Source organism: Leptospira kanakyensis (assembly GCF_004769235.1).
In the GTDB taxonomy this organism is placed as follows: Bacteria; Spirochaetota; Leptospiria; order Leptospirales; family Leptospiraceae; genus Leptospira_A; species Leptospira_A kanakyensis.
Genome location: NZ_RQFG01000018.1, coordinates 165,445 through 179,703, shown reverse-complemented (window position 1 = coordinate 179,703; position 14,259 = coordinate 165,445). Strand labels below are relative to the sequence as shown.

At 37.5% G+C, this 14,259-nt stretch carries 15 protein-coding genes; 9 read left to right on the top strand and 6 right to left on the bottom strand.

The genetic code is table 11. The features are described from left to right. Positions 1-4: 4 nt before the first annotated feature. Genes EHQ16_RS13345 through EHQ16_RS13305 form a run of 9 tightly spaced genes read left to right on the top strand, consistent with a single transcriptional unit; the run spans position 5 to position 7,699 of the window. Positions 5-376: an LIC20211 family lipoprotein gene (locus EHQ16_RS13345; protein ID WP_135633813.1), complete on the top strand. Its 372-nt coding sequence runs from the start codon at positions 5-7 to the stop codon at positions 374-376. Between the two features lie 8 nt (positions 377-384). Beyond that, positions 385-774 (top strand): hypothetical protein, encoded by a 390-nt coding sequence (locus EHQ16_RS13340; RefSeq protein ID WP_244242081.1) that lies wholly within the window; start codon positions 385-387, stop codon positions 772-774. Then, a complete protein-coding gene (locus EHQ16_RS13335; protein WP_135633815.1) occupies positions 771-1,112 on the top strand; it encodes a hypothetical protein in 342 nt (113 codons plus the stop codon). Before EHQ16_RS13340 ends, EHQ16_RS13335 begins: the two co-directional genes overlap by 4 nt. Next, a complete protein-coding gene (locus EHQ16_RS13330; RefSeq protein ID WP_135633817.1) occupies positions 1,084-3,600 on the top strand; it encodes a TonB-dependent receptor plug domain-containing protein in 2,517 nt (838 codons plus the stop codon). The genes EHQ16_RS13335 and EHQ16_RS13330 overlap by 29 nt, the downstream gene beginning before the upstream one ends. After that, entirely contained in the window at positions 3,600-4,103 is a 504-nt protein-coding gene (locus tag EHQ16_RS13325; protein ID WP_135633819.1) for a hypothetical protein, read from the top strand. The genes EHQ16_RS13330 and EHQ16_RS13325 overlap by 1 nt, the downstream gene beginning before the upstream one ends. 1 nt (position 4,104) lies before the next feature. After that, the gene (locus EHQ16_RS13320; protein WP_135633821.1) at positions 4,105-4,719 is read left to right on the top strand and encodes a MotA/TolQ/ExbB proton channel family protein; all 615 of its coding nucleotides are present in this window, start codon (positions 4,105-4,107) and stop codon (positions 4,717-4,719) included. A 2-nt stretch (positions 4,720-4,721) separates the two neighbouring features. Continuing rightward, positions 4,722-5,123, top strand: a complete 402-nt coding sequence (locus tag EHQ16_RS13315) for an ExbD/TolR family protein (protein ID WP_135601354.1) — start codon at positions 4,722-4,724, stop codon at positions 5,121-5,123. Further along, positions 5,120-5,773 carry an energy transducer TonB gene (locus EHQ16_RS13310; RefSeq protein ID WP_135633823.1) on the top strand — a complete coding sequence of 218 codons (654 nt, stop codon included), beginning with the start codon at positions 5,120-5,122 and terminating at the stop codon, positions 5,771-5,773. Before EHQ16_RS13315 ends, EHQ16_RS13310 begins: the two co-directional genes overlap by 4 nt. 9 nt (positions 5,774-5,782) lie before the next feature. Next, positions 5,783-7,699, top strand: a complete 1,917-nt coding sequence (locus EHQ16_RS13305; RefSeq protein WP_135633825.1) for a sensor histidine kinase — start codon at positions 5,783-5,785, stop codon at positions 7,697-7,699. Here the strand turns inward: EHQ16_RS13305 and EHQ16_RS13300 are convergent. From EHQ16_RS13300 to EHQ16_RS13275, 6 genes are all read right to left on the bottom strand, one after another. Then, complete coding sequence (locus tag EHQ16_RS13300; RefSeq protein ID WP_135633827.1) at positions 7,677-8,201, bottom strand: SCO family protein; 525 nt, start codon at positions 8,199-8,201, stop codon at positions 7,677-7,679. The genes EHQ16_RS13305 and EHQ16_RS13300 overlap by 23 nt on opposite strands. A 23-nt stretch (positions 8,202-8,224) precedes the next feature. Then, positions 8,225-9,292, bottom strand: a complete 1,068-nt coding sequence (locus EHQ16_RS13295; protein WP_135633829.1) for a multicopper oxidase domain-containing protein — start codon at positions 9,290-9,292, stop codon at positions 8,225-8,227. A 19-nt stretch (positions 9,293-9,311) separates the two neighbouring features. Then, positions 9,312-9,623, bottom strand: coding sequence for a PLDc N-terminal domain-containing protein (locus tag EHQ16_RS13290; RefSeq protein WP_135633831.1), 312 nt, complete (start codon positions 9,621-9,623; stop codon positions 9,312-9,314). Between the two features lie 15 nt (positions 9,624-9,638). Further along, entirely contained in the window at positions 9,639-11,612 is a 1,974-nt protein-coding gene (locus EHQ16_RS13285; RefSeq protein WP_135633832.1) for a right-handed parallel beta-helix repeat-containing protein, read from the bottom strand. A 77-nt stretch (positions 11,613-11,689) separates the two neighbouring features. Next, complete coding sequence (locus EHQ16_RS13280) at positions 11,690-12,316, bottom strand: TetR/AcrR family transcriptional regulator (protein ID WP_135633835.1); 627 nt, start codon at positions 12,314-12,316, stop codon at positions 11,690-11,692. Beyond that, the gene (locus EHQ16_RS13275) at positions 12,313-14,259 is read right to left on the bottom strand and encodes an ABC transporter permease (protein ID WP_135633837.1); all 1,947 of its coding nucleotides are present in this window, start codon (positions 14,257-14,259) and stop codon (positions 12,313-12,315) included. The genes EHQ16_RS13280 and EHQ16_RS13275 overlap by 4 nt, the downstream gene beginning before the upstream one ends.

Genomic DNA, 14,259 nt, shown 5'->3' with positions numbered 1-14,259 from the left:
TCTCATGAAACATTTTATAAAAATTACATTTATACTCATTTTCTCTATTATTTTAGTTAATTGTGCTTCTTCCTCAGTAGGAATCGCCACAAGCAACAAACCAATCCCAAACACACCTTATGAAACTACAAAAACTGTAGAGAAAACTTTTACATGGTATGCTCTCGATTTCATTGTTTTTGGAGTCCCTCTTACAGAACCACCGATTACTGATTTGTATGGGAAGTTAATGGAAGAAGAATCTGGAGATGCTTTAGTAAATATTCGTTATTGGAATGATAAGTCAATTTTTGGCCCAGTGACAAGATACAGATTCACTGTGAAAGGTGACTTGGTTCGTTTTTCATCACAATCTACGATAAAGAACAAAAAATAGTGTCACAAATGAAAACTACCATTCTCAAAATTTTTATAAGTTTTTTGTCTGCCGCCATAATGGCCATGGGTTGCATCGGTTCTCATGTACCCAAAGACATCTATTTATTTGATTCCGCAACAGTAGTCCGGTCTACAGATTATAAAATTTTAGGAAAAGGGACAGGGCAAGATTCCGCCTTCTATTTACTTGGAATGTTTCCTGTAACAAAAGCACCTAACGTAGAACTTGCGATGAGTCAAATTTTAGAAAAATATCCTAATGGAAAAACTCTCATCAATATCCAAATCCAAAGAGAAGACAAAGCATACTTCCCACTAGGCCTTGTTACCGTTGTTAATGTGACAGCAGATGTGGTTGGACAAGAAGAAACTCCAACACCAAAAGGTGACAAATGAAGATTCGAATATTGTTTTTTTTATTTGCTAGTGGACTTCTCATTAATTGTGGCCCATCTGTGGATCGTGTCGAAACAGATGATGCACAGAGCCAAGTCTATGCAGCGGCAAAATTTGCCTCAGAAAAATGTGGTAATCCCATTCCTAACCCACCGCTGGTCATTTTAAACAAACCAATCCAAAGAAATTTAGATTTTTGTACGATCGCGATTACTCGTACAGAATGTCCATTCCTTGGATATCCTCTACCCTGTACCCTCATTTACCTCGAACAAGAAACGGGAGACCTCCCATGGTATTTAAACTTCAATGAACTCAGTAAAATTCAAATTAAATAATCGAATCATATTTGGGATTTTTCTTTTTTGTTTAGGATCTCCAATTTTTGCTGTGAGTATTCGCGCAAAACTAATCAATCCGAAAAAAGAAATCGCCGAGAAGAATTTGTCTGTTTTGATTTTCGAAACCAAAAAATTTGCACAGACTGATGCAGAAGGAAATGTTACACTCGATTTCCCAACTCCAGGAGATTACACCTTACGTTTATTACGTGATACTGGGATCCAAGAAATTAAAATTTCTGTTGGATCTTCGGATGAAGAAAGAACCATTTATACAGAAAAAAAAGCGAGTGCTCCTAGAACGGGAATCGTCGTCGAAGGCGAAAGAGAAAAAACCATTGCATCCCGAACTAAAGTTCGTTACGAAGAAATCAAAAGGATGCCAGGAACCTTTGGTGAGGCTCTTCGTGCATTGGAAACTCTTCCAGGAGTCATTCCCAATATCGGTTTTGGTGGTGGTGCCAATGGAATCATCGTTCGTGGTGCCAATCCCAATGCCAACACCTATCTTTATGATGACCTCCCGATTTTATATCCATTCCACTTAGATGGATTAACATCGGTCATTCATAATGATTTAATCAAATCCATCGACCTATATTCCGGTGCTTATCCAGCAAACTTTAATAATGCGACCGGTGGTATCATCGAAATTGAAACTGTAGATTCAGTTCAAAAAACCAAAGGTGCTTTTCAAGTATCTTTATGGAATACTACTGCTTATGCGGCCACTCCCACTTCTGGAGGAAAAGGATATCTAGCCATTGCTGGTAAACTTGGATATCTAGACAAAACTTTAGGAGCTACTGGTTTATTACCTGAAGGGATCCGTCTTCCACGTTACAACGATTCACAAATCAAATATGTTCATAACTTTACGCCAGAACATCAGATTGCTTTTTATAACCTGACTGCTCAAGACAACTTCGCCATTGACGTACCCAACAAACCGTCAAATGATCCAACGGCAGCTTCTTTTGCACTCCTCAGTGGAGCAAGGGCAAGTTTTGGACAAAGTTTTCGAACTACAGCGCTTCGTTATACTTGGATTCCAGGTGACAAGTTTCAAAACCGTATTACACTGATTAACTTTGATCCTATTGGTGAGTATAATGTTGGTTTTGGATCCATCCAAGGAAAACAATACCAACGGGGTAGTTATGTTGGGGTTCGTCAAGATGCGTATTGGACTGCGACACGATTTCTAAAAATAGATTTTGGAACTGAAGTTAGAAAGTTTTCCTTCAGAGATTATGGAACGGAAGTTGCTTTACGCGATCCAACCAATCCGGCACCTAACCCATACAATTCGGCAAATCCTGACTTTGTTGGTCGCCCTCTTAACATTCAAGGAAACACTCCTTATTACAACGCATATACAACGTTACATTTTAAATATGGAAACTTTGCTTTTGAGCCAGGTGTACGTTACGACTATGTGCAAGTCACTGGCAATGGAGCATTAACGCCAAGAGCAACAGCATCTTATACATTTCCTGAAGTGGGCCAAGGTCTGACTTTTTATGGAAGTGGTGGAGATGTTTCAAGATTTCCTCTCACAACCAACTTCAATCCGGAAACAGGTAACCCTGACTTACGTTTTGAAAGAGCAAGGAAAATCAGTGCAGGGATTGATCAAAAAATTGATCAAGTTTGGCAGGTTAAAATGGAAGTTTTTAAAAACAACTTCACTGACACCATCATTGATGATCCATACGTTTCCACTCCTGTTGGTTTAAATCCGGATAAAGGACAGTGGTTAACACAACCTATCGTTTCCAATCGTCCGTTAAATTATTCAAACAGAGCAACCGGTTGGTCGCATGGATATGAACTTCTAATTCGAAAAAATGCACGCCCAGGAACAAGAGATTGGTTCGGTTGGATTTCGTATACTTGGTCACAATCCTTTCAAAACACAAACTTATACCAAGTTTACGAAGGTGACAATTCGCAAGTTGGTGGTATTGAGAGAAAAATTTTAGCTGCATACTTTCCAAACTCAAAAGAGCAGTTGGCACCTTGGGATAGAACTCACGTTGCTAATTTTATCTATGGATGGCGAGTCACAGAAAGTTATCAAATTGGTGGTCGTTGGAGTTATTTAACATCAGTTCCTTCGAGACCAGTGATTGGTGATGACGGTGGTAGATTTTCAAATCCACTCAATGGACTAACTTATTGGAACCCACAATATTCCAATAACCCTTACACCTCCGAGTATGGTTATGTAAAACGAGGTACCGACTTCCATCGTTTCGACATTCGATTTGATATATTCGAAAACTATTCTTGGGGATATCTAAATTGGTATTTAGAAATCGTAAACGTATATATGAGAAAAAACAAAAACGGTTTTGATTATGATAACTCGAGGCCATTCTCCGCTACAAATCCCAGAGAGAGTGATACTTTCGGAACTTTACAACTTCCAGGTGGAACAGTCATTCCTTTCTTTAACGTTGGGATGGAGGTGCATTTCTAATGAAACATTTCATTCTTATCAGTTGTCTAATATTTGGTATCTCTTGTTCCGAACCTAAAAAGTTTGAAGATTCATACAAAGAAACTGTATTGTTACAATACCTTATGACAGCAAACGCACCTCAAGAAACATGTGAATCAATGATTACAAACAAAGATTTATGTTTTAAAGCATATGCCACATCCATTGGTACTACTTTTACGGAAACAACGGCTTCTGCAAAAACAAACACATGCCAATCAATGCTTTCAAACACAGCATATAAAAATATGTCAGGGATTGCACAAACCTGTGCCTTCAATTGCCAGGTGACTGATTGGAAATCAAAAACTGATTCAGGAGTTTGCACTAAGTCTACAATTCCTGCGTTAATAGAATCAAGTTTAGTTGGCGCAAGTGTGAATGCTTGTTTACGATCTTGTTTTTCATCAACAAACAACCAAATCAGCGCAGATCAAATTCCATTATATCTATTATTTAACAACATTCAAAACGGAGAATAGTATGCAAGAGTATGTAGAAATAGGTGAAGAATTAATCTTTATTGCAATGGGAATTGCGAGTGTGATTGCACTCGCCGTATTTGCAGAGAGATTAATTTATTATAAAAAATCTTTAGGTAAAAAAAACGAAGATTATCTAACCGAAGTTAGAACATCATTACAAGAAGAACCAGAAATTCACTGGAAAACGGATGCGGGTGAAGAATCTATTTATACAAGATTCCTACAATTTGCTCTCAAACAATTAAAATTAGGCCGCAAAGGTTTGGATGAAAGTTTAGATGGCCAAATCTTATCCGAAAAATTGGAATTAGAAAAACGTTTACCTATCTTAAATACACTTGGTAACAACGCTCCTTTTATTGGACTTTTAGGAACCGTATTAGGTGTCATCAAGGCTTTCTATGGTCTGGGAACTTTGGGAAGTTCTGGGGCAGAAGTAGTGATGCGTTCCATCTCAACAGCTCTACTAGCAACAGCGGCTGGTCTTGCAGTGGCCATTCCAGTGGTAATGGCAAACAATTATTTTTCAAGAAAGTCCAAGGTAATTCTACAGAATTTAGAAATCCTGAAAAAAGAACTACTCTCTTATCAAATGAATAAGACAAAGGTATAATTATGGCTGGAGCATCAGGTTCACAAGACGAAGAAATTGGAAGTATAAACATCACCCCAATGGTGGATGTGATTTTAGTACTTCTTGTCATTTTTATGGTAACGGCTAACTTTCTAAAAAAAGAAAGTTTGAATATCAATTTACCAAAAGTGCAAGCTGCTGATCCGAACGTTGCCGAGTCGGTACAAGTTGCCATTACAAAAACAGGCGCTCTCCTTTTGGAAGGAAAAGATACCGACGTTACGGGTTTGGTTCGAAATCTCGAAAGAGAAGCTAAAATTAGACCTAACATGCGCTTGACGTTATCAGCAGACGAAAGCCTTCCTTATGGTAAAATTACGGAGCTGATGGGAATCATCCGAAAAGCGGGTGTTACTAAAATTGCCCTCAGTGTAAAAAAATGAATCGTTTAGCGGAGTTATGGAAATTATTCAAAGTTTCTATCAAAGAAAATAGGGAACGTTTGTTTCATATTTGTTTGATCGGAAGTTTGTTTGTCCATACCGCAACTTACGCAGGTTATAAGATTAGTCAATTGCGTGGTGACGAAGTCGTTGAAGAATCCAACTTTGAAGATGTAGATGTTAGCTTTGAAGACATTCCTCCCGAACTCATTGGTGGAACATCTTCTCCCGCACCTATAGAAAAACAAGAATGGGTGGAAGGTAGTAACAAAGACAAAGCCGATGAACCAGATAACTCTGACATCAATCCCAACCAACTCTCTGGTAACGGAACTGATAAAGATGGATATCTTTTCTCCTTCAATGGTGACAAAATGCCGACTGCAATCATTGACTTTGATTTACGGGAGTATTTTCCTCCCCAAGCCAAAGCTGCTAATATTGTTGAGAAACAAGTTGTACTACTCGTTCAAGTCAATGAAGATGGAAGTTTACAATCGGCAAAAATTGTATCCGGTCGAGTTGGTTATGGGTTTGAAGAGGCTGCTATGAAACTTATCAAACGTGTTCGTTTCAGTCCAGGATATGTCCAAGGACAACCTAAGAAAATGGCGCACAGATTGCCTATTTTGTTTTCGTTAGAAGACTAAGCTGACGGTATGTTAAACCTAGGCGGCAGATTTTTAGAAAAACCAACTCTATCCATCTGCCTCCTTTTTCTCGTATTCTCTGTTTCTATTTCCTCTTACGTTTATTCCATCACCAAACCAACAGATAGTTCATTAGCAGAATATTACCTTGCTGAAAATACTGAATATTTTGTTGGTGATATTCCGACCAATGATGATGGTGAAATCGATTTTCAAAAAATGCATAAAGTGTATTGGGAATCAATTTCAGGTTGGATCAATGACTCTGAACTCCAACGAATTACAGATTCAGAATATATTTGGTTACGTTCAAAGGCATTGCCGAATCACAAAACAAAGGAAGAACTATTTTTTTTAATAGAACATGGTGGTTTAAATTTAGAAATATTTAATGAATACGGAGATTCCATTTTTAAGTATGGAAATTTTTCAGACCAAGAAAGACTCCCTAATATATTCCAATCAAAATTCAATTGGGTTAAAATTCCCAATGATGATTCAAATTATTATTACTTAAGACTGTATCACAAAAAGGGTATCCTATTTGTGATTACAATTGTGGAGAATTTAGTTGGAAAACAAACTGCACTATATAGAGAAATTGCTTTAAAGAACCTAACAACAATTTTCTTCCATTCATTCTTTTTAATGATTGGAATCATCTGCGCTTTGGTGTTTTTTATCGAATATAAAAAACAATACAACATATTACTTGATTTTGCCGCATTTTCATTATGTTTTGGCCTTCTTGGTCTCACATCCAACGTACTCATCAGGTATCTATTTACAAACTCAGAAACTTTATTTATACTCACTACGGTTGCATCAAATTTTGTTTTTATTCCTATGTTATCAGGTGTGCGTCGCCTTTTCGGAAGTGGAAGTTACAAAGTTCTCGATATATTAATTTATATAGATGTCGTTATTTGTTCTGCGACAACTTTACTCGTTTTTTCACTTCCTTTTGCTGATGTAGCACATTCGCTTCTGATCAGCAGCAGAAGTTTTTTCCTTGTATTCAATCTTTTGAATATTCTAGGACCCATTTACATTACCTTTGAAGCATGGAAAAAAGGAAATCCTGAAGCCTTTGGTCATTTTATAGGTTTTAGCGTTACACTCCTCCTTGTAATCTTAGAAATTTTTCTAGCAATCAAATCAAACGATAACTCTACAAATAAAGTAGTTCTTTGGGGTGTTCTTTTCGGAGTGATCTCCCAAGGATTTGCATTGGAACGTGCTATATTTGCCAACAGACAAAAAGCACAAGTATACAAAGAGGATTTATTAAAAGCTGAAAAATCTCTTAAAGAAAGCCAACTCAAAACGCTCCAAACAAAAATGAGCCCTCATTATCTGTTCAATTCTTTAAACACTATTCATGCACTTCATAAAATTAAACCAGAGTTAATCGGCGATGCCATTTTAAGTCTAGCAAACAACTATCGATTTATTTCTGATAGAACCGACAGAGATTGGATTCCATTTGAAGAAGAATGGAATTTTTTAGAGGATTACCTCCATCTTCAAAAATTAAGATTTTATGACACAGTCCAAATTGACTTTAAAAAATCTGGAGATTTTTCTTCAGTAATACTACCTCCATTATTACTCCAACCCATCATAGAAAACTCTTTTAAACATGGGTTTAGAGGATCCGCCGAAGAACAGTTCCAACTTTTCATTCATGCTAAAATGATCCGAGATTCTGTTTTTAGTTTTGTGGTTTATGATAATGGGATAGGAATTCCAGAAGAACTACTCGCAGACAAAACAAAACTTTTAGAACGTTCTCTCGGAAATATCAAAGAACGATTAAGGAATCTATATTCAGAGTTTAGTTTTGAAGTGACTCGGAATTTTCCGGAAGGTGCACGAACAGAAATCGAAATTATACTAACATCTAAAGTTCAGCAAGTTCCCTAAGTTTGATAGCTAAGGCATTGGCAGATACTCCACCAGGAAAATTTGTCAGTGTATTTAATTCCTCATCTAATACATAAATAAAATTTGAATGATCAATTCGGTAATTGTTTCCAGTCCCTACTTTTTCTCTCACAATCCCAAATAAATCTGTAAGTTTTATCAATGACTCCGCATTGGGAGAAAGTGCGGTTAAATTTTTTCCAGGAAAGTTTTGGATATAATTTTTTAATGTGGATGGGGAATCTCTTTCTGGATCTAAGGTAACAAAAATAAATCGGAACCGATTTGACTTTTCACCGAGTATCAAAGAGGCCCTTCCAAAGTTTGTCAAAGCTAGCGGACACATATCTGGGCAATGAGAAAAACCAAAATACAAAACTGATTTTTTTTCAGACCAAAATTTAGGTTCAAGTGCACTTCCATCTGGTCTTACAAAAGATAGATGTTTCCATTCTTCTTTGATTGTATCTTCTTTCGATTGACAACACAAACAGAAACTCATCAAAAATATTATGTTAAAAAAAGTTATACTGCGACGATCCAACCCATTCCTCCATTTTCAGCCATATGTGTTTGGTGCGGATGGAACATATAACGACCTTTTTTCTTAAGCACAAACTCAATCACAACACGTTCTGTTTGGCCAATAGAAACAACATCAGAATGTCCATCAGGAATCGTTGTCCCTAAACTACGAATGATATCAAATGTTTGAGCATGTAAGTGAAAAGTAATGATTGGTTCTCTTTCCATCATATTTTGGATATAAAACCGAACGCGTTCTCCCACAGGAACTTTCATCGGATAACGATCATAAATTCCTGCGATTCCATTCCATGTATAATAATCGTTACGACCTTTACCTTTTGTATCCCATCCAGAAAATGTCAGAACAAATTCATGTGCAGGTGGTCTTTTGATAGGAGGGTCTACAAGTAAAGCACCATACAACCCTTTGGCGGTATGAACCATCAGTGGTGGAACATGGCAATGGTAAGGATGAAGCCCCACGGGACCCGCTTCTATCTGATATGTTCTTTCTCCAAATGCTGGAATGGGTTCCCAACCATCTTCCATAGGATCGTGTGTTCCATGAAAATGTAACGAATGAGGATCTGGACTCGAATTTTTGACATGGATCCGGAGTGTATCTCCCAAGTTGGCACGAAGCACTGGGCCTGGAACTAAACCATCAAATGTCCATGCAGGGTAATTTACATTATGAGCAATATTCATACTCAAAGGAAAAAGATTGAGGTTAAAATCTTTCACTTTCGAGTTCGAATTTTTATAGTTAGGTGGGTAGTAAAACCGTTCGGTGTATTCTTCTTTGATAAAAAACGGTGGGTGTGCCATACTTCCATAAGTATTGGTTCCTCGTAAACTCCCACCTGCCCCAATCGAATTTTGGTAATTATCACTGACTGTGGGAGTTGTCACCACTCCGAAGTTCACTGCACCAGAAGAAGTCGAATCGGAAGGGCCACAAATCTCTTCAGAGTTACGAGAATTGAATTTTATGGATCCAAAAAGAGATCCAACAAGTCCTGTAATTCCAAATCCTAATGTAGTTAAAAAACTCTTCCGATCCATAATCAAACTCTCTTAAATATTAGATGTGAGAAATTAAACTTAAGATCCAAACAAGGATTAAAACACCGAGGCCACCGCCGACTGCTATCTGTTTGAATTTTTTCTCATACTCAGTGTCAGCAGCTAACAAATAAACTGCAGGACCAACTACAGGAATTACCAAAATCACAAGAGACCAAATGATTTGTTTTGTTGTATCCATTCCTTTTTGTTTAGAAAGTCCAAACAAAGCCAAAGGTGCCCAAACCATTGTTAAAACAAAGGGAAGGTAATACGCATAAGATCCGATAAAGTATGTCCAAAAACTTGGGTTTGCAAACGTTGTTTCCATAAATAAACTCCTATATTAAGTTAAAGCCGGTTCCGTTACTGCGGTCATCGCATAACCAGCATAAGCCAAAATTGTTAAAAAAAGTAAAATACCACCGAACACAACGGTATTTCGAACGACAGGTGAAATTTTAGATTCCTTGGAATATAAATAAATCAAAGAACCAATAAAAGGAACGAGTAATACCAACCAAAAGTAAAAATCTAGTTTTGCACCTTTAGCTGAGAATCGATCCAACATAGCAAGTCCTGTCCAAGCAGCAAAAATAGCAAATGGTAACAAATAACCCATGATATGGAAATACCATGTTTTTAATGTTCCAGGGAAATGAACTCTCCAACCAGAAGTATACATTTTGTTAGTTGCTGCATCAAATTCCGCTTGGTCGAGTTTAGGTAGCTCAGCTGTATCAATCAAACCTTTGTTTGTTTGAAAAACATCATGTGCAGGAACAACAGTAACCAAACTTTCCTTTGGCATATTTGTTTGTGCCGGTGGAATTGGTTGGTTTTTATAAGAACCTAACACAAATTCACGAAGGTTAGCCTGAACAAACAATGCAAGTAAACCGATACTAGACGACATATCTCCTATATGTGGATAACGAAGCCCGGAACAAGACTGAAGTGATTCTAATAGCGGAGGGCTCGAAACTCCATAAGAATTACCTTCAAAACAGTTTCCCACATTCACTGGCCCACTGAGAGCAATGTCTCCACGACCGGAATGGTATACCTTATTGTTTCTTACGACGTTGTTATTGGAGATCCAAATATTTTCGTCGATATTCATAGTGACTAAAATACCATAATTGTTGTGGTTAAAAACTAAATTGTCTTCCACAAGATTTTCGAGTGCTCCAAGAAGTGCGATACCATTTCCAATGGATGGGTATTCTAATTTTTTGGAAGGTGCGTTGGTATTGTTATTATCATAAACAATATTCTTTTTAACCACAATTTGTTTTTGTGGAGGAAGTAACTCACGATCCAATGTATTTGGTCCAATTCCCAATTGGTTTTTTCTCCAAATAGAAGATAACAAATACAAGTTTCCACTTGAATTGGTTCCCGAATACCCAAGGGCATTGTTCTCTGAAATTACATCATTTATGATCGCATTACATGGATTACACTGACCAATATAAAATCCTGAATCAGGAGATCCGGAAGCATACGAGTGTTCCATAAGTCCATCTTCTGAATCAAAAGCATAAATACCATAATCACCGTTATTGTATGCAGTTAGATATGATCCGCGATATCCTTTCACACCCGTCCAATAAACACCATTGAGTGTTGCATTTCTTGTGGTTAGGTTTTCAACAGCCACACCGTCAGCACCAACAACCATAATTCCGTTCCCACGTAAAAACTCACCATCAATGATAGTTTCATTACGATCTTCTCCACGAATCACAATCGAAGGAGTGGTAACCGTTACTTCTTCTTTATAAATTCCTTTTGCAACAAGTACTAGATCTCCCGGAGATGCTGCATCCACAGCATTTTGAATGGTTTTGTATTGGGATGGAACTTTACGAGTCACTCCAGACCATTTCTTGGAAATTTTAGATTTGGCGATATTTGTCTGCGGATTGTAAGCGGCATCTCCAATCACGGCAACACCGGTCATCCCGATTTTACCATCAGGAGAAGCATGGAAGGAACAAAAGTAAGGGAACACTCCTTCTTCAGGAAAAAACACATCGGTATGAGCACCGCGGAACATGGCTAAGTTGCCAAATGTTTTTTCTGTTGTCCAATCTTTGGTGATGGAAATGGCATTGTGAGGATTGTTTCCTTCGTTCACAAATCGAATTTTACCGCCTTTGAATGTGCGAATGACAGGCGGGTGAAAGGCATTGTCCATCATCGTGACATGGACAAATGCCGAATTGGCAGGATCTTCCGAATTACAATGATTCATACCAAACGTTATGAATAAAGTAATGAAGATTCCTAATAGAATCTTTTTTGTCTTTTGCATAGGTCTTTCCCAGAACATGAGGATTTCCTCACATTTCGAGAATTTTACAACTGTGTTAAAACTTTGTCAATGGGAATTCAAAGGAAGGAGGAAAAATATACAAACAAAAGATTGTTCAGTTCGGAAAGGACTGCCTTTTTTTCAGATGGTTTTCCCTTTCTTTGGGCAATTTTGAATACAGAGTCTACTGTTTCTACAATCATTAGAGCACGATAGTAAGCAAATTTTTTCTCCACTTTAGGGAAAAGTTGGAGGATTACTTTTTCTGCGAGAGATTTGGCAAAACGTTCGTTACTTTCAATGTCCAATTGTAACAAAGCTTGGTTTGTATATAAGATTGAGTTGATCAAACGATAACCTTTCACTTCATTAAATGCCTGTTCAAAAGCGGACAAAGTGAACGATATAAAATCAGGAGAGAATTTTTTTTTCTTTTTGAGTTCCGCGTCTAAAAGTTTAAAAAAGGAATCATGAAGGATAAAATAACAGGACTCTGCATGTGAATAAATTATGGATTCTTTATTGGGAAAAAACTGATAAATGGAACCGACGGAAATCCCACTTCTTTCTGCAATCAAATCAGTAGTCAGATCGTCATACCCAACTTCACCTAACAGTTCAATAGCGGTATCAACAATTTTTTGATACCGCTCTTTCGACCGTTTCTGTTGAGGAACTTTCCGTGGGTTTAGTTTGATATTCATTCGGATCGTAATGCCACAATCGGACTAAGTTTAGCAGCATACTCAGAAGGCCACCAACCAAAAAGAATTCCGATCGATATAGAAAATAGAAAAGCAAATCCAATAGAAGGAAAGGATAAAACTATAGTCCAACCAAAGTATTCTTGCAAAAAAATGACGGCAAGGATTCCAAATACAAGTCCAACGATCCCTCCAGTCAAACTTGTCAAAGTGGATTCGATTAAAAATTGCATACGAATGTCGGACTCACGGGCACCAAGTGCTTTTCTAAGTCCAATTTCTTTTGTCCTTTCCTTTACAGAAACCAACATAATGTTCATAATTCCAATACCACCTACCATCAGTGATACCGTGGCAAGGGCAATGAGTAAGGTTGTCATAGTTTGATTAGTTTCAGAAACAGCAGATTGAATATCCGCCATATTCATTACCTGGTAAAGATTTCCCATCGATTCGTTTGTGCCATGGCGTTCATGTAAAAATCTTTTTAGAGAAGTTGTAAACTCTTCTGAAGATTCAGATTTTTCCAATTCCATTTCCAAACTATCAACGGAGTCTTTATTTAACAATCTTCGCATAGCAGTATTTAGCGGGATAAGAATCACATCATCCTGATCGCGAAATCCAGTGCTTCCCTTTTCGGGAAGGAGTCCCACCACTCGAAATAAAATTCGATTTACCTTTAAGTAGGTTCCCACGGGATTTTTACCTTCGTATAATTCTTTGACAACTGTATTTCCCACAAGACAAACAAGAGCTCGTTTCCCGTTTTCTTCTTCTGTAAAAAACCTTCCTTCCACAGGTTCCAAATTACGAAGTGTTTCATAAATTGGATTTGCTCCAGTAATATAACTATTCCAGTTTCTATTTCCAAAAACCAATTGGGCTCTTCCATTCACAACAGCTGAGATTTGTTTTACTTCAGGAAATTTTTTAGCAACAGCATTCACATCAAACACATCCAATCGGTTGACAGAACCTGCTTCCAGAGAAACTCCTCCACTTCGCATTCCCCCTGTACGCACGATGACTAAATTGGCACCTAACGAAGAGAACTGCTCCTCTACAGATTTTTTAGCACCTTCTCCCAGTGCCATAACAGAGATCACACAAACTACTCCAAAAAGGATTCCGAGTGCAGATAAAAATGTACGCAAACGATTAGATGACAAAGAAAACAAGGATTGAAGAAATATTCCTTTAAAAAGTGGCCATCCCTGTTTTCTTTTCAAATCAACTTTAGGTAATATAACCTGATCTTTTTTTTTCTTTTTTCCTTCATCAGAAAGTATTTTCCCATCATTCACATGAATGATACGATCACAATATTCTGCCATCTCTGGTTCATGGGTAACCATCACTATGGTTTTTCCTTCTTTGTGAAGGCGTTGTAGTTCCAACATGATTTCAATTTTACTTTTGGAATCTAAGTTTCCGGTGGGTTCATCCGCAAAAATGATGGGCGGATCCACAAGTAATGCACGTGCAATAGCAACTCTCTGTTGTTGGCCACCTGATAGTTCATTCGGTGTATGGAGAGCACGATTTGAAAGTCCCACTTTTTCTAACTGCTGTAAGGCTCTTTCCTGATTAAAATCTACATTTGTATACAAAGATGGTAAACTTACGTTTTGAGTGGCATTGGATTTGGATAATAAATGGAACTGTTGAAAAACAAAACCAAGCATACTGCCACGTACATCAGACAAAACATCGGAGGATTCACCATCCACTCTCCGACCAAATAATTTATAAGTGCCCGAGTCCACCTGATCTAGTAAACCCATCACTTGCAATAAAGTAGATTTGCCTGATCCAGAAGGACCCATTATCGCAACAAATTCCCCTTGCGAAATTTCTAAATCAATACCAGCTAAAACAGGAAACTTTGAATTTCCAATGGTATAAGATTTATTTAAATTACGAATTTCAATTGCTAACAA